The sequence below is a fragment of the Bacillus sp. bc15 genome, assembly GCF_900142585.1.
Lineage (GTDB): Bacteria > Bacillota > Bacilli > Bacillales > Bacillaceae_G > Bacillus_A > Bacillus_A cereus.
This window is the reverse complement of the sequence record NZ_FRBJ01000006.1, coordinates 177,469-193,134: the sequence shown is the minus strand read 5'-3', so window position 1 is coordinate 193,134 and position 15,666 is coordinate 177,469. Positions and strand designations below refer to the sequence as shown.

The window sequence follows — 15,666 nt, the reverse complement described above, 5'->3', positions numbered from 1 at the left end:
AAAGGGTGGCTTCTTCCTTGCACCCTAGTCTTACATGACTAGGGTATTTTTATGCAAAGGTTGTTATAAAAATACAAAAGTGGTAACATAAAAATCAGAAAGATGAGGGATGACGATGAGCCATTTGTTAACGATGAGTGAATTATCGGAAGTAGAAATTTCAGAAATCCTAAAAGACGCAGAAGATTTTGCGAATGGAAAAGAGAGCAAAACGACAGAGCAAACTTTTGTTGCAAACTTGTTCTTTGAGAATAGTACGAGAACGAGATTTAGCTTTGAAGTTGCTGAGAAGAGATTAGGACTAGATGTTTTAAACTTTTCAGCTGATGCATCTAGCGTACAAAAAGGAGAAACTTTATACGATACGATAAGAACACTAGAATCAATCGGAACAAAAGCAGTGGTCATCCGCCATGAGCAAGATCGCTACTTCGATGAACTAAAAGATCAGGTGAATATCCCGATCTTAAACGCTGGAGATGGATGTGGAAACCACCCAACGCAGTGCCTACTCGACCTTCTTACAATTAAACAAGAGTTTGGAAGATTTGAAGGTTTGAAGATTGCAATAGTAGGAGATGTTCGTCATAGCCGAGTAGCACGTTCTAATGCAGAAGCATTAACGAAGCTTGGTGCAACAATTTACTTTGCAAGTCCAGAAGAGTGGAAAGGTGAAGACAACACATTTGGAACATACAAACCATTAGATGAACTTGTTCCAGAAGTGGATGTAATGATGTTACTCCGTGTACAACATGAGCGTCATGATCATTATGAAACAGACATTATGAAAGAATATCATGAGAAACACGGATTAACAGTAGAAAGAGAAAAGCGTATGAAAGAAGGAAGCATTATTATGCATCCAGCTCCCGTAAACCGTGATGTTGAAATTGCAAGTGAACTTGTTGAGTGTGAGCGTTCACGCATATTTAAACAAATGGAAAATGGAGTTTACGTAAGAATGGCTGTACTAAAACGCGCCTTACCAAATGTATTAGGAGGAATGAAACATGAATTACTTGTTTAAAAATGGTCGTTATATGAATGAAGAAGGAAAAATTGTAGCAACAGATCTTCTCGTACAAGACGGTAAAATCGCTAAGGTAGCAGAAAATATTACGGCAGATAATGCTGAAGTAATCGATGTGAACGGAAAGTTAATCGCACCTGGATTAGTAGATGTACACGTACATCTTCGTGAACCAGGTGGTGAACATAAAGAAACAATTGAAACAGGTACACTAGCAGCGGCAAAAGGTGGATTCACTACAATTTGTGCAATGCCAAATACACGTCCGGTACCAGATTGCAGAGAACATATGGAAGACTTGCAAAATCGTATTAAAGAAAAAGCACATGTCAACGTACTACCATACGGAGCAATTACAGTACGTCAAGCTGGTTCTGAAATGACAGATTTCGAAACATTAAAAGAACTTGGAGCATTTGCTTTCACAGATGACGGCGTAGGCGTACAAGATGCGAGCATGATGTTAGCGGCTATGAAACGTGCAGCAAAATTAGATATGGTAGTAGTTGCGCACTGTGAAGAGAATACGCTTATTAATAAAGGTTGTGTACATGAAGGGAAGTTTTCTGAGAAACACGGATTAAACGGTATCCCATCAGTATGTGAATCTGTACATATTGCAAGGGATATATTGCTTGCGGAAGCAGCAGATTGTCACTATCACGTATGTCACGTAAGTACGAAAGGTTCAGTACGTGTAATCCGTGATGCGAAACGCGCTGGAATTAAAGTAACAGCAGAAGTAACACCACATCACCTAGTGTTATGTGAAGATGATATCCCATCAGCTGATCCTAATTTTAAAATGAACCCACCGCTTCGTGGAAAAGAAGACCATGCAGCATTAATTGAAGGTTTATTAGATGGAACGATCGATATGATCGCAACTGACCATGCACCGCATACAGCGGAAGAGAAAGCACAAGGAATTGAAAGAGCACCATTCGGAATTACTGGTTTTGAAACAGCATTCCCGCTTCTATACACAAACCTTGTGAAAAAAGGAGTTATTACGCTAGAACAGTTAATTCAATATTTAACAGAAAAGCCAGCTGATACATTTGGCTTAGAAGCAGGTCGCCTGAAAGAAGGTAGAACAGCTGATATTACAATCATTGATTTAGAACAAGAAGAAGAGATTGATCCAACAACATTCTTATCAAAAGGAAAAAATACACCATTCGCAGGTTGGAAATGCCAAGGATGGCCGGTAATGACAATCGTTGGTGGTAAGATCGCATGGCAAAAGGAGAGTGCATTAGTATGAAAAGACAACTTATCTTAGAAGATGGAACAGTATTAATTGGAAAAGGTTTCGGAGGAGAAATCGAAAAGTCAGGTGAGGTTGTATTTACAACAGGAATGACTGGATATCAAGAAACATTATCTGATCCATCATATTGCGGTCAAATCGTAACATTCACGTACCCATTAATCGGAAACTACGGCATTAACCGTGACGATTTCGAATCGATTCACCCATCTGTAAATGGTTTAATCGTAAACGAAATTTGTGATCATCCATCAAACTTCCGTAATGAAATTTCGTTAAATGATTACTTAAAAGAAAGAAACATCCCGGGATTAGCAGGAATTGATACGAGAAAATTAACGAGAAAAATTCGTCAATACGGTACATTACGCGGACGCCTTTGTAACATGGATGCAGATGTAGAATACATCGTGAGCCAATTAAAAGCGACAGTATTTACAGATCACGTGAAACGCGTATCGACGAAAGATCCATACCCAAGTCCAGGACGCGGACACCGAGTTGTACTTGTAGACTTCGGAATGAAACATGGTATTTTACGAGAATTAAATAAGCGTGACTGTGATGTAATTGTAGTTCCTTACAACACAACAGCAGAAGAAATTTTACGCCTTAGCCCAGATGGAATTATGTTAAGTAACGGACCTGGGGATCCAAAAGATGTACCAGAAGCAATTGAAATGTTAAAAGACATTATCGGTAAAGTTCCTTTATTCGGAATTTGCCTAGGACATCAATTGTTCGCTCTAGCATCTGGTGCAAATACAAGTAAGTTGAAATTCGGTCACCGTGGTTTAAACCATCCAGTAAAAAATCTTGCAACTGGAAAAGTAGCAATTACATCTCAAAACCATGGTTACGCAGTAGAAGAAGAATCAGTTGAAAATACAGAGCTTGAAATTACACATGTTGCTTTAAATGATGGAACAGTAGAAGGTCTTCGTCATAAGAAGTTCCCAGCATTTACAGTACAATACCATCCAGAAGCTTCAGCAGGACCTGAAGATGCAAATGATTTATTCGAAGATTTCTTAGCAATGATTGAAAACTTCAAGAAAGAAGGGGAAGAGTTATGCCAAAACGCCTAGACATTAACACAATTTTAGTAATCGGATCAGGACCAATTGTAATTGGGCAAGCAGCGGAGTTTGACTACTCTGGTACACAAGCTTGTCAATCTCTAAGAGAAGAAGGTTACAAAGTAATCCTTGTTAACTCTAACCCAGCAACAATTATGACAGATACTGCAACAGCAGATAAAGTATATATCGAACCATTAACATTAGAATTCGTAAGCCGTATTATTCGTAAAGAACGTCCAGATGCAATCTTACCAACATTAGGTGGTCAAACAGGGTTAAATATGGCTGTTGAACTTGCGAAATCAGGCATACTTGAAGAATGCGGAGTTGAAATTTTAGGAACGAAATTATCAGCTATCGAGCAAGCGGAGGATCGCGATTTATTCCGTACATTAATGCAGGATTTAAATGAACCAATTCCATCTAGTACGATCATTCATACGCTGGAAGAAGCACATGAATTTGTAAAAGAAATTGGTTATCCAGTTATTGTTCGCCCAGCATTTACAATGGGAGGAACAGGTGGCGGAATTTGTAGTAATGAAGAAGAACTAATTGAAATCGTATCCGGTGGATTAAAACATAGTCCAGTAACACAATGTTTATTAGAAAAGAGCATTGCTGGTTGTAAGGAAATTGAATATGAAGTAATGCGTGATTCGAATGATAACGCGATTGTAGTATGTAACATGGAAAACATCGATCCAGTTGGGGTTCACACAGGTGATTCTATCGTAGTAGCACCAAGCCAAACATTAAGCGACCGTGAATATCAAATGTTACGAAACACTTCATTACGAATTATTCGTGCATTAGGAATTGAAGGTGGATGTAACGTTCAGCTTGCACTAGATCCACATAGCTTCCAATACTATGTAATCGAAGTAAACCCACGTGTAAGTCGTTCATCTGCACTAGCATCTAAAGCGACTGGATATCCAATTGCAAAATTAGCAGCGAAAATTGCAGTCGGCTTAACATTAGATGAAATCATAAACCCAGTAACACAAAAAACTTACGCTTGCTTCGAGCCAGCATTAGACTATGTTGTTTCAAAAATTCCACGCTGGCCATTTGATAAGTTTGAATCAGCAAACAGAACACTTGGTACACAAATGAAGGCAACTGGTGAAGTTATGTCAATCGGACGTAACTTAGAGCAATCATTATTAAAAGCGGTTCGTTCTTTAGAGCTTGGCATTTATCACTTAGAATTAGACCACTTAAAAGAACTTGATAAAGAAACAATGAAAAAACGCATTATTAAAGCAGACGATGAGCGACTGTTTATTGTAGCAGAAGCAATTCGTCAAGGTGTAACGAAAGAAGAAATCAACGAATGGTGTGAAATGGACTTCTTCTTCTTACAAAAAATTGAAAACATCGTAAATATGGAACGCGAAGTAAAAGCGAATGTAGGAAATATGGAAGTACTACAAGCTGCGAAAGAAATGGGCTTCAGTGATCACTACATTGCAGCTGCTTGGAACAAAACGGAGCGTGAAATTTACGATATGCGTAAAGAAAGCAATATAACTCCTGTTTATAAAATGGTAGATACTTGTGCGGCAGAGTTTGAATCTGCAACACCATACTACTACAGCACATATGGTGATGAGAATGAATCGGTGATAACAGATCGTAAGAGTGTTGTTGTACTAGGGTCTGGTCCAATCCGTATCGGTCAAGGGGTTGAGTTTGACTATGCAACAGTTCACTCTGTATGGGCAATTAAAGAAGCTGGATATGAGGCAATCATTGTTAATAACAATCCAGAAACAGTTTCAACAGACTTCAGTATTTCTGACAAATTATACTTTGAACCATTAACAATCGAAGATGTAATGCACATCATTGATTTAGAAAAACCAGAAGGCGTTATTGTTCAGTTCGGTGGACAAACGGCAATTAACTTAGCGGCGAAATTAGAGGCTCACGGTGTGAAAATCTTAGGAACATCACTTGAAGACTTAGACCGTGCAGAAGATCGTGATAAATTTGAAGCTGCTTTAACAAAACTTGGTATCCCGCAACCAGTTGGTAAAACAGCAACGACTGTAGAACAAGCGGTAGCAATCGCAGAAGAAATTGGTTATCCAGTATTAGTAAGACCATCTTACGTACTAGGTGGACGTGCGATGGAAATCGTATATCGTCAAGAAGAACTGCTGCACTACATGAAAAATGCAGTTAAAGTTCATGCAGATCACCCAGTATTAATCGACCGTTACATGGTTGGTAAAGAAATTGAAGTAGATGCAATTTCAGATGGTGAGAATGTATTCATTCCAGGTATTATGGAACATATTGAACGCGCTGGAGTTCACTCTGGTGACTCAATTGGAGTATATCCACCACAAAGTTTATCTGAAAAACTAAAAGAACAAATCATTGAACATACAATTGCACTTGGAAAAGGATTAAACATTGTTGGATTACTAAATATCCAGTTTGTAGTATTCAAAGATCAAGTGTACGTAATTGAAGTAAACCCACGTGCAAGCCGTACAGTACCGTTCTTAAGTAAAATTACAGGCGTACCGATGGCGAATGTTGCAACGAAAGTTATTTTAGGGCAAGACCTAGTAGAGCAAGGATACGGAACGGGCTATCACCCAGAAGAGAAAGAAGTATATGTAAAAGCTCCGGTATTCTCATTCGCGAAACTACGTTCAGTTGATACAACATTAGGACCTGAAATGAAATCAACAGGGGAAGTAATGGGTAAAGACTTAACGCTGGAAAAAGCATTATATAAAGGATTAGTTGCTTCAGGAATTAACATCCCAACGCACGGATCAGTAATCATTACTGTAGCGGATAAAGATAAAGAAGAGGCGATGGAAATTGCAAAACGTTTCCACGAAATCGGCTATAACTTATTAGCAACAGCTGGAACAGCACAATCATTAGAAGAGCAAAATATCCCAGTACAAGTTGTAAACAAAATTGATTCTGAAGACTACAACTTACTAGATATTATCCGTCAAGGAAAAGCACAGTTTGTAATTAACACATTAACAAAAGGTAAACAACCAGCGCGTGATGGTTTCCGCATTCGCCGTGAATCAGTAGAAAATGGTGTGGCTTGCTTAACATCACTTGATACAACAAGAGCAATCTTACGAGTATTAGAATCTATGACATTCTCAGCTCATTCAATGAAAGAAATTACGCAAACAAAGCGTCACGAGGTGGTACATGCATGATGCAAAAGCAAAATATGATCGTCGTTAATCAAAAAGAAATCGCAAAAAACATTTACGAGTTAGTGCTTCAAGGAACTTTAGTACAGCAAATGAACGAACCAGGGCAGTTTGTACACATTAAGGTAGCAGAGGGCATTGCGCCCCTTCTGCGCCGCCCAATTAGTATTTGTAATGTAGATCAAGAGAAGAACGAATTTACAATGCTATATCGTGCCGAAGGACAAGGGACAAAAACATTAGCAACTAGAAAACAAGGTGAAATGGTAGATGTACTAGGACCATTAGGACACGGTTTTCCTGTAGAAGAAGCAGAAGCTGGTCAAACAGCTTTACTAGTAGGCGGGGGAATTGGTGTACCACCACTTTATGAATTATCACAGCGCCTCGTTGCAAAAGGTGTACGTGTTATTCACATCTTAGGCTTTCAAACGAAAGATGTAGTTTTCTATGAAGAAAAATTTGCAGAACTTGGTGATACGTACGTTGCAACAGTAGACGGTACACACGGTACAAAAGGATTTGTCACAGATGTAATTGATAATTACGGAATTGACTTTGATATTCTTTATTCATGTGGTCCGTTAGCGATGCTTCGTGCATTAGAAGGACGTTACAAAGAGAAAAAAGCCTATATTTCATTAGAAGAACGTATGGGCTGTGGTATTGGAGCTTGTTTCGCGTGTGTATGCCACTTACAAGAAGATCCAAGTGGACATTCTTACAAGAAGGTGTGTAGCGACGGACCAGTATTTCCAATCGGGGAGGTTGTACTATGAACAGATTGCAAGTTGAATTACCAGGATTATCATTAAAAAATCCAATTATACCGGCATCTGGATGCTTTGGGTTTGGTCGTGAATATGCACAGTTTTACGATTTAAGTGTATTAGGATCAATCATGATTAAAGCGACGACAGAACAACCACGTTATGGAAATCCGACGCCTCGTGTTGCTGAAACACCAGGCGGCATGCTAAATGCAATCGGACTTCAAAACCCGGGATTAGACAAAGTAATGAATTCGGAATTACCATGGTTAGAACAATTTGACCTTCCAATTATTGCAAACGTTGCAGGCTCACAAGCTGAGGATTACGTAGCGGTTGCGAAGGAAATTTCTAAAGCGCCTAATGTCCATGCACTAGAATTAAATATTTCTTGTCCGAACGTAAAAACAGGTGGTATCGCCTTTGGTACAAATCCTGAAATTGCTGCTGATTTAACGAAGCGAGTAAAAGAGGTTTCTGAAGTACCTGTATACGTGAAGTTGTCACCGAACGTGGCAAACATTGTGGAAATTGCAAAAGCGATTGAAAATGCAGGTGCAGATGGTTTAACGATGATTAATACATTGCTTGGTATGCGTCTAGATTTAAAAACAGCTAAACCAATTTTAGCAAATCGTACAGGTGGATTATCAGGTCCTGCGATTAAGCCAGTAGCAATTCGTATGGTACATGAAGTAAGCCAAGCGGTAAACATTCCGATTATCGGAATGGGTGGTATTGAGACAGCGGAAGATGTAATTGAATTCTTCTATGCTGGCGCAAGCGCAGTTGCAGTAGGTACAGCGAACTTTATCGATCCGTTCGTATGTCCGACAATTATTGAAGAGTTACCAGCATTACTAGATGAATTAGGATTTGATCACATTTCGGAATGTCAAGGAAGGAGCTGGAAGCAAACATGTCACAGTCGTTAATCGTTGCATTAGATTTTCCAGGGAAACAAGATGTAGAACAATTCTTGCGCCACTTTGAAGGGGAAGAGTTATTTGTCAAAGTTGGTATGGAGTTATTTTACAAAGAAGGCCCTGCGATTATTACGTACTTAAAAGAAAAAGGACATAAGATTTTTCTAGATTTAAAACTTCATGATATTCCGAATACAGTAAAAAGCGCTATGCGTAGCCTAGCTAGTCTAGATGTTGATATGGTAAATGTTCATGCTGCAGGGGGAAGCAGTATGATGAAAGCTGCGATTGAGGGATTAGAGGAAGGTAAGCAAGAAGGAAAAGAGAGACCGATTTGTATTGCAGTTACACAACTAACAAGCACTTCGGAAGCTATGATGAAAAAAGAGATTGGCATTGAGAAAACGTTAGAAGAAGCGGTTGCTCATTATGCAAAACTAACGAAAGAAAGTGGACTTGATGGCGTTGTTTGTTCAACACTTGAAGTTCCAAAATTACGTGAAGTATGCGGAAATGAATTTGTAACAGTAACACCGGGGATTCGTCTTGCAAGCGATGATGTAAATGACCAGGTGCGCGTAGCAACACCGAAACGTGCGAGGGAACTTGGCTCAAGCTACATCGTAGTTGGACGTAGTATTACAAAAGCAGAAAATCCGCTTGAAGCGTATAAAACAGTAAAACAACAGTGGGAAGGTGTAACAGTATGAAAAAAGAAATCGCATCGCATTTATTAGAAATTGGAGCAGTATTTTTACAACCGAACGATCCATTCACATGGTCTTCAGGTATGAAATCACCAATTTATTGTGATAACCGTTTAACTTTATCTTATCCAAAAGTACGTCAAGCGATTGCAGCTGGATTAGAAGAGTTGATTAAAGAGCACTTCCCAACTGTAGAAGTTATTGCAGGAACAGCAACTGCGGGTATTGCGCACGCTGCATGGGTAAGCGATCGTATGGATTTACCAATGTGCTACGTACGTAGTAAAGCAAAAGGTCACGGTAAAGGGAACCAAATCGAAGGAAAAGCTGAAAAAGGTCAAAAAGTAGTAGTAGTAGAGGACCTAATTTCAACTGGCGGTAGTGCAATTACATGTGTAGAAGCACTTCGCGAAGCTGGCTGTGAAGTATTAGGGATCGTATCAATCTTCACATACGAGCTAGAAGCAGGAAAAGAAAAGTTAGAAGCAGCGAACGTAGCATCATATTCTTTAAGTGATTACAGTGCATTAACTGAAGTTGCAGCAGAAAAAGGTATGATTGGACAAGCTGAAACGAAGAAATTACAAGAGTGGCGTAAAAATCCAGCTAACGAAGCTTGGATCACAGCGTAACACGAAAAAAGACGACCGCGGGGGAACGCGGTCGTTTTTTATATCATTGTTAAAACTTCAAGTAAAGTTCCATCAATATCAAAGAAAATCATATTACAATCTCCTTAACTACTTAGCGCTTTCTGCAAGCTCATATCCTCTTACAAACAATAAAGTCATATAAGAAACAATAAATGAGAAGATGCTGTACATGCCAACCCAAAAGAAAAATTTTGGAGTAAAGGCGATAACACCTATTATTAAAAAACTAGCAAACGTTACAATCGGCATTACGTAATACGTTTTCGTCTTGCGCGTTCCAATAACAGAAACGATAAAGATAAGTAATGGACAAATTAATAAGACGAAAATCAATTCATTCATAGGTATGTCCCCTTTTCTAATTGCAGTAATCTGTTTCTCGTAAACGTTTTGAAATAATTACTCTCCTAATATAATTTCGCTAAGTAATAACGAATCCCTCTTGAAAACTGATAATTCATGATGAATTTTACAAGCAAAAAACGTAAGCAAGAGAACACTTGCTTACGTTATAGGATAAACATCGCAACGATCGTGGTGACAATTAAACCGATAACAACCGGTAAAAAGTTTCGGCGTGCAAGTTCAAATGGATCGACTTTACAAATCGCAGCAGCAGGAATAAGTGCCCAAGGAATTAACGTCCCGCCCCCGGTCCATATAGCTGCAATTTGCCCGAGTGCTGTTAATGTAGCTGTTCCATGGCCAAGTGCTGTTCCAAAAAGATTGGCAATGGAACCAGCAAGTGATATACCTGAAAAACCTGATCCATCTAAGCCGGTAATGACACCAACGATGGTTAATGTCCCTGCCGATACATATTGATTTAAAGGAACAGTTTGAGATAAAGCGATGCCTAAGTCGTTAATGATTCCATGTGAATCTTTCGGTAAATAGTCCCCGATAATTTTCACAAAGCCACTATCTCCTAAATAAAAGAGTGCAGCGATAGGAATAACTGGTCCGAAAATTTTAAAGCCAAATTGGAGCCCTTCTATGAAATAATCGGTCGTTTTATTCAGTCCATTACCTTTGTAGGCGATGAGAGAAATGATGATAATCATAATAACAGTTGTTCCGCCGATAAGTGCAGTTGCGTCGCTTCCTTGTAGTTGAAATTGAATCATGCAAAGGATATCAATGATATATACGATAGGGATACAAATAGCGAGCCATTTCTTTGTGCGAGGAGATAATGAAGTGAGCGTTTTAGAAGACTCAGTTGATAGAATAGATTCTTGTATAGCTAAGCCTGTATGAAACTCTTTTCGTAAGAAGAAAAAAGCGACGGAAGTTGTCACAACGCCCATAACGATAACGAGTGGAACACTTGCAGATACGACGCTGGAAACAGGGAGACCAGCAGCGTCTGCGGTTAATTTTGGTGCGCCTTGTATAACGAAGTCGCCGGATAAAGCAATCCCATGACCGAATAAGTTCATAGCAATTGCTACTCCAATTGGAGGAAGACCGACACGTACAGCAACCGGTAATAAAATAGCTCCCATTAAGGCGACAGCGGGAGAAGGCCAAAAGAAGAAAGAAATTGTCATCATCAAAAGGCCAATAATCCAGTAGGCGAGGGTAGGGGTACGGATCATCTTTGTAAATGGTGAAATCATCGTATCATTTATGCCGGTATGAACGAGTAGGTTACTCATCGATACGATAATAGAAATGATTAATATAGTTGGTAATAGCTCAGTAATGGCGTAAATAAAACTTTGAAAAATGCCGCTAACGGCAAGAGGGATAGAACTTGTAGCAGTTAATGCTAATAAAAAGATAAAAACGATACAAATAATTGTAGTATCTTTCCGGAGAATAAAAAAGGTAATAATAGTGAGTAAACAAATAACATAGAGAGCGTGTAATAGCGTTAATTCAACTCCCATAACATTCACATCCTTAGGCAATCGTGTAGTTTATTGTATGAAAGTAGGGAAAGTATGTGAGTATAAGAAACAGAAAAAAAGGTAAAATTTCATGTACTGCAATGGTAAGGATAGAAAATGGATGTTACAATACAATTAATCCTAAAAATGGAATTCGAGGAGGGCTTATGCACAAAAAAATTGGATTTTGGGGGTTTATCATATCTTGTAGTCTATTAATCATTTTAAAGCTATTTACAAACAATGAATGGATAAGTATTATACTTGTTTTCGGGTTTGTATTTATACTTTTATATAACTGGGATGGTATGAAACAATATAGTAAGAAAAGTATTGGAATTATGATAGGTATCATTGTTGTTTGCTCATTGTTCGCAGGGGTTATTTTAATAGAGGGTCAGAAACAAATGGAGAAAATGTCTATTTTTCAAGAATGGATGTCTTCTGCAAACGGTCTTTATCTTGTAATTATAGTTGTTATTTTTCTAAGAATTGTTATAAGTATAGCAAGTTACATATTAAAGGAGAAGTAGAATGGGGGAGTACGAATGAGAGAAAAAATAGGATATTATGGTGTGCTAGTTTGTTTACTATTATCAGTTATTTCAGGACAATTTCTTAACAGTGAATGGGTACCAGTTATATTATGTATAGGAGTATTGATTTTTGCTCCTATGTATCGCTGGAATGAATGGAAAGCATATAGTCGAAAAAAGAAAATGGTTTTCAGCATCGAATTTGTCATTATAATCAGTACAATTCCGTTTTTGTTATGGAAAGGAAATGAGATAATAGATGGAATTGTAATGTTTCAAGGGTGGTTGTTTATTGCGAAAATGCTATATTTAATATGCATTTTAATGTTGGTAGTGGTAGTCACTAAAATAGTAAACGAAAAGCTATTCGTTAATGAATAAAAGAAAATGCCACCTTATTCGGTGGCATTTCCTCATTTTACTGCTTGAGCTTTTTGCATCTTTTTAATTAAACGAATTTGTCCACGATGATTGATTTCATCTTCAAAAACGTGAAACCACTTAAAATAGTTATTTGCTGGTTTGTCATACCAAAAGTCTGTCGTTTTAAATAACCATTCATCAGGTAACGATTGAAAAGTCTCGATTGTTTTGGAACGTACTTCTTGTAATGTATTTATGTAAAATTCTATAGCGTTTCCTTTTATTTTCTCACGTCCAAGATCGCCTAATTCAATGCCAGGTAACCAGCGTTCTAATTCAGCCTCCGTTGGTTCACGGTCTTCAAAAGTATGAATCTGGTAGTAAAATTCAATAGCGGCCATATGGTACAATAACATGCCAATTGAATTTGTGTCCTTATCATATAAATAATCAAGTTCCTCAATTGTTAAACCTTCCACCCCTTGCATTGTTGTATAGCGAGCGTAATTCATCATGGAAACAAGATTTGAAAATTCAGGCTGTAACCCATCTATCTTATCAATTACAAAATTCAATTTAAATTCCCCCTCTTAAACGATGACTCCAGAGAAAGAATTCTATGTGCAACGAAAAACTCCTTTAAAAAAGGTCGTGATTTCAACAAGGAATAACAATTAGTTCTCGATTTGATTTTGTAATAACTTCATATCCATCTTTTGTAATGACGATATCATCTTCAATTCTACAACCGCCCCAGTTCGGAATGTAAATACCAGGTTCAACTGTAACAACCATACCTTCTTCTAAAGTAGCCGTACTTTCTTGAGATAAGCGAAGAGGTTCATGTATTTCTAACCCAAGACCGTGCCCAGTAGAGTGGCCAAAGTATTGACCGTATCCATGTTCTGTAATGTAATCCCTCGTTATATCATCGATACTTTTCGCAGTTTCTCCAGGCTTAATCGCTTCAGTCCCACGTTTTAACGCTTCTCGTACAACATTGTATATTTTTTTGAATTCTTCCGATGGTTCCCCTATTGCTACAGTACGTGTTATATCGGAACAATATCCGTCGTAAAGTGCACCGAAGTCTAATGTAACGATATCCCCTCGTTCGATTATTTTATTTGATGCAACTCCATGGGGAAGTGAAGAACGAACGCCTGAGGCTACAATGATTTGGAATGAAGAAGATGTAGCCCCTTTTTTTCGCATGAAAAATTCTAATTCATCTCGTACAGCATTTTCACTTATTCCTGGTTTTAGAAACGTAAGAATGTGGTGAAATGCTTCGTCCGCGATATTAGCTGCAATTTTCATTGTTTCTATTTCAGGCGTGTCTTTAATGATACGAATATTTTCGATAATTTCGCACACTTGAATCATTTCCGCCTGTACGTATTTTTGCAAGTTTTTATATTGTTGCAATGTCATGTTGTTTTCTTCAATTCCAAGTTTTTGAATGTTTAATTTCGATACTTGATGTGCAATTTCTTTTTCTAAATTTCCTTTATGCATAATAATTTCAGCATCTTTTATTTGTGATTTCGCTTGATCTACATAGCGGAAATCAGTGATAAAAACAGCTTGATCGGCAGAGATTAAGACGACGCCAGCGCTACCTGTAAAGCCTGTTGCATATTGACGGTTTTCTTTCTTTGTAATAAGTAACCCGTCGATTCCGTAATTATGTAGTTGTTTTTGGATGTTAGTTATTCTTATATTCATTTTAATTCCTCCTTTTTACATTAATAAAGCAAGAATTGTGCCAATATATTTATTTAGAATAAAAGAGAAGAGGGTAGCTGTGTGTCAAAAAAACTAGACGGATGTAAAATAAATATATATAAAATTTTTACAGTAAGTTTTTATGTGAATGAACAATAATGTAAACTTGCAAACAAAATCTTTTTAATTTAAGTATTATATTTTTTGTATAAATAAATTAAAAAATTGGTATAATAAGGGATTGTTACGTTTTTTTGTAGGTAAAGAGATGTAACGAAAAAATTGGGTTAAGGAATGTGAGTGTATGAAGAAATTAAGTAAAGTAATGTCATTTTGTTTGGCCGCTAGTATGCTTGTTATAACGGGGTGTGAAACAAGTGAAAACAAAGTTCAAGTGAATAAAATGATTGACCAGCTTGATGAAGCGCCAGAAGTGACAGAAAAAGAAGCAAAAAAGATTGTAAGAAAGAGTGTAGATGGAATAGCAAATGCGTTTAGTGAGATGGAAAAAGAAAATGGATGGAGCCGAAATAATCCTGGGGATTTAGAGACAGCTAAAAAAGGAGTTAAAGGATTGGTTTCAGAAAAGTTTGTAGAGAATCAGCTTCCTGAATTGCTTGCTAACTTTAATAGATCGAGAGAGACTGATATGTTACCATTCCCAAATTATTTTCAAACTGAAATAAGATTTTCTTCTTCACAAGATAAAGAAAATTTAACGGTACATACATTAAGTTTAGAAGATGAAATAGGTCATGCGGCCCAAGATTGGGAATTTCATTTGGTGTATAAAGAAGGGGAATGGTTAATGGATAAATGGTCATTCGTTTTTCCTGAAGATTTAAAACTTACAAAAGAAGAAGCAAATAGAATTTTAAAAATGCCAGACGATAAGAATGTGTCATTTGTAAGTGAAGAAAATAGTGGCGATAAGAAATACATATTCAAAGATAGTAACGGATTAATTACTGTAAATGCGAAAACATCTCTTATTTCATACAATGTAGATAAAAATAGGTATGAAAAGGTAACGAAAGAAAGAAATATTCAAGAAACAGAACAAGTACAGAGAAAGGATTCGAGTGCGTATACAGGCTCAAAAGAAGAGAAACAATCGCAAAAAGAATCTTCTTCAAAGATAGATAGAGCAAATGTTTTAAGTGAATTAGCTGCTATAGATAAACAAGAAAAACATACGAATGCTATGTCAACCAATGATATAGTAAATGAAATAGAAGGAAATTATGAACTGTGGGATAATAAACTAAATGAAATTTACAGTACATTAAAAAGTACGATGTCACCTGATGCGTTTCAGTCGTTAAAAACGAAACAAATTGCGTGGGTTAAAGAAAAAGAAAGTAAAGTTAAAGCAATTGGTACTGATACAAATAATGGAACGATGAGGCGTATAGAAGCTTCAGAAGAGAAATATAAGATGACAAAAGCAAGATGTTATGAATTAGTAAATGGGTATATGAACTAGTGTGAACG

15 protein-coding genes are annotated in these 15,666 nt (G+C 37.4%); 11 read left to right on the top strand and 4 right to left on the bottom strand.

From position 1 onward, the window contains the following. Window positions 1-115 precede the first annotated feature (115 nt). Genes pyrB through pyrE form a run of 8 tightly spaced genes read left to right on the top strand, consistent with a single transcriptional unit; the run spans window position 116 to window position 9,629 of the window. Window positions 116-1,030 (top strand): aspartate carbamoyltransferase, encoded by a 915-nt coding sequence (gene pyrB / locus BUA87_RS20070; protein ID WP_000018860.1) that lies wholly within the window; start codon window positions 116-118, stop codon window positions 1,028-1,030. After that, window positions 1,014-2,300, top strand: a complete 1,287-nt coding sequence (gene pyrC / locus BUA87_RS20065; RefSeq protein ID WP_072940537.1) for a dihydroorotase — start codon at window positions 1,014-1,016, stop codon at window positions 2,298-2,300. The genes pyrB and pyrC overlap by 17 nt, the downstream gene beginning before the upstream one ends. Continuing rightward, a complete protein-coding gene (locus tag BUA87_RS20060) occupies window positions 2,297-3,394 on the top strand; it encodes a carbamoyl phosphate synthase small subunit (protein WP_000828670.1) in 1,098 nt (365 codons plus the stop codon). Before pyrC ends, BUA87_RS20060 begins: the two co-directional genes overlap by 4 nt. Continuing rightward, window positions 3,379-6,597 carry a carbamoyl-phosphate synthase large subunit gene (gene carB, locus BUA87_RS20055; protein ID WP_001126128.1) on the top strand — a complete coding sequence of 1,073 codons (3,219 nt, stop codon included), beginning with the start codon at window positions 3,379-3,381 and terminating at the stop codon, window positions 6,595-6,597. Before BUA87_RS20060 ends, carB begins: the two co-directional genes overlap by 16 nt. Then, window positions 6,594-7,373, top strand: coding sequence for a dihydroorotate oxidase B electron transfer subunit (gene pyrK / locus BUA87_RS20050; RefSeq protein WP_000983359.1), 780 nt, complete (start codon window positions 6,594-6,596; stop codon window positions 7,371-7,373). Before carB ends, pyrK begins: the two co-directional genes overlap by 4 nt. Further along, complete coding sequence (gene pyrD / locus BUA87_RS20045; RefSeq protein WP_001081049.1) at window positions 7,370-8,299, top strand: dihydroorotate oxidase B catalytic subunit; 930 nt, start codon at window positions 7,370-7,372, stop codon at window positions 8,297-8,299. The genes pyrK and pyrD overlap by 4 nt, the downstream gene beginning before the upstream one ends. Next, window positions 8,284-9,000 carry an orotidine-5'-phosphate decarboxylase gene (gene pyrF, locus BUA87_RS20040; protein ID WP_000083496.1) on the top strand — a complete coding sequence of 239 codons (717 nt, stop codon included), beginning with the start codon at window positions 8,284-8,286 and terminating at the stop codon, window positions 8,998-9,000. The genes pyrD and pyrF overlap by 16 nt, the downstream gene beginning before the upstream one ends. Further along, window positions 8,997-9,629: an orotate phosphoribosyltransferase gene (gene pyrE, locus BUA87_RS20035; protein WP_000711449.1), complete on the top strand. Its 633-nt coding sequence runs from the start codon at window positions 8,997-8,999 to the stop codon at window positions 9,627-9,629. Before pyrF ends, pyrE begins: the two co-directional genes overlap by 4 nt. A gap of 108 nt (window positions 9,630-9,737) precedes the next feature. Here the strand turns inward: pyrE and BUA87_RS20030 are convergent, their stop codons facing one another. Together BUA87_RS20030 and BUA87_RS20025 are read right to left on the bottom strand one after the other, a co-directional pair. Beyond that, a complete protein-coding gene (locus tag BUA87_RS20030) occupies window positions 9,738-9,992 on the bottom strand; it encodes a YbeF family protein (RefSeq protein ID WP_001003933.1) in 255 nt (84 codons plus the stop codon). Between the two features lie 167 nt (window positions 9,993-10,159). Beyond that, window positions 10,160-11,545, bottom strand: coding sequence for a hypothetical protein (locus BUA87_RS20025; protein ID WP_016512381.1), 1,386 nt, complete (start codon window positions 11,543-11,545; stop codon window positions 10,160-10,162). A gap of 101 nt (window positions 11,546-11,646) precedes the next feature. On the opposite strand from BUA87_RS20025, the gene BUA87_RS20020 reads away from it, so the two are divergent. Together BUA87_RS20020 and BUA87_RS20015 are read left to right on the top strand one after the other, a co-directional pair. Then, window positions 11,647-12,078: a YoqO family protein gene (locus tag BUA87_RS20020; protein WP_072940569.1), complete on the top strand. Its 432-nt coding sequence runs from the start codon at window positions 11,647-11,649 to the stop codon at window positions 12,076-12,078. Window positions 12,079-12,093: 15 nt separating this feature from the next. Next, the gene (locus BUA87_RS20015) at window positions 12,094-12,462 is read left to right on the top strand and encodes a YoqO family protein (protein ID WP_002181188.1); all 369 of its coding nucleotides are present in this window, start codon (window positions 12,094-12,096) and stop codon (window positions 12,460-12,462) included. A gap of 32 nt (window positions 12,463-12,494) precedes the next feature. Here BUA87_RS20015 and BUA87_RS20010 read toward each other — a convergent pair whose 3' ends face one another. Together BUA87_RS20010 and BUA87_RS20005 are read right to left on the bottom strand one after the other, a co-directional pair. Then, window positions 12,495-13,019: a DinB family protein gene (locus BUA87_RS20010; RefSeq protein ID WP_072940534.1), complete on the bottom strand. Its 525-nt coding sequence runs from the start codon at window positions 13,017-13,019 to the stop codon at window positions 12,495-12,497. Between the two features lie 82 nt (window positions 13,020-13,101). Then, window positions 13,102-14,172 carry a M24 family metallopeptidase gene (locus BUA87_RS20005; protein WP_001026209.1) on the bottom strand — a complete coding sequence of 357 codons (1,071 nt, stop codon included), beginning with the start codon at window positions 14,170-14,172 and terminating at the stop codon, window positions 13,102-13,104. Between the two features lie 304 nt (window positions 14,173-14,476). Here BUA87_RS20005 and BUA87_RS20000 point away from each other — a divergent pair, with 304 nt between their 5' ends. Beyond that, window positions 14,477-15,658, top strand: a complete 1,182-nt coding sequence (locus BUA87_RS20000; RefSeq protein ID WP_072940530.1) for a lysozyme inhibitor LprI family protein — start codon at window positions 14,477-14,479, stop codon at window positions 15,656-15,658. Window positions 15,659-15,666 lie beyond the last annotated feature (8 nt).

Excerpts from the sequence above, each read along its gene's own strand:
- pyrD (WP_001081049.1), top strand. The coding sequence starts at position 7,370 with ATGAACAGATTGCAAGTTGAATTACCAGGATTATCATTAAAAAATCCA.
- pyrF (WP_000083496.1), top strand. The coding sequence starts at position 8,284 with ATGTCACAGTCGTTAATCGTTGCATTAGATTTTCCAGGGAAACAAGAT.
- pyrB (WP_000018860.1), top strand. The coding sequence starts at position 116 with ATGAGCCATTTGTTAACGATGAGTGAATTATCGGAAGTAGAAATTTCA.
- pyrK (WP_000983359.1), top strand. The coding sequence starts at position 6,594 with ATGATGCAAAAGCAAAATATGATCGTCGTTAATCAAAAAGAAATCGCA.
- BUA87_RS20020 (WP_072940569.1), top strand. The coding sequence starts at position 11,647 with ATGGTAAGGATAGAAAATGGATGTTACAATACAATTAATCCTAAAAAT.
- BUA87_RS20005 (WP_001026209.1), bottom strand. The coding sequence starts at position 14,172 with ATGAATATAAGAATAACTAACATCCAAAAACAACTACATAATTACGGA.
- BUA87_RS20025 (WP_016512381.1), bottom strand. The coding sequence starts at position 11,545 with ATGGGAGTTGAATTAACGCTATTACACGCTCTCTATGTTATTTGTTTA.
- pyrE (WP_000711449.1), top strand. The coding sequence starts at position 8,997 with ATGAAAAAAGAAATCGCATCGCATTTATTAGAAATTGGAGCAGTATTT.
- BUA87_RS20030 (WP_001003933.1), bottom strand. The coding sequence starts at position 9,992 with ATGAATGAATTGATTTTCGTCTTATTAATTTGTCCATTACTTATCTTT.
- BUA87_RS20000 (WP_072940530.1), top strand. The coding sequence starts at position 14,477 with ATGAAGAAATTAAGTAAAGTAATGTCATTTTGTTTGGCCGCTAGTATG.
- pyrC (WP_072940537.1), top strand. The coding sequence starts at position 1,014 with ATGAATTACTTGTTTAAAAATGGTCGTTATATGAATGAAGAAGGAAAA.
- carB (WP_001126128.1), top strand. The coding sequence starts at position 3,379 with ATGCCAAAACGCCTAGACATTAACACAATTTTAGTAATCGGATCAGGA.
- BUA87_RS20060 (WP_000828670.1), top strand. The coding sequence starts at position 2,297 with ATGAAAAGACAACTTATCTTAGAAGATGGAACAGTATTAATTGGAAAA.
- BUA87_RS20015 (WP_002181188.1), top strand. The coding sequence starts at position 12,094 with ATGAGAGAAAAAATAGGATATTATGGTGTGCTAGTTTGTTTACTATTA.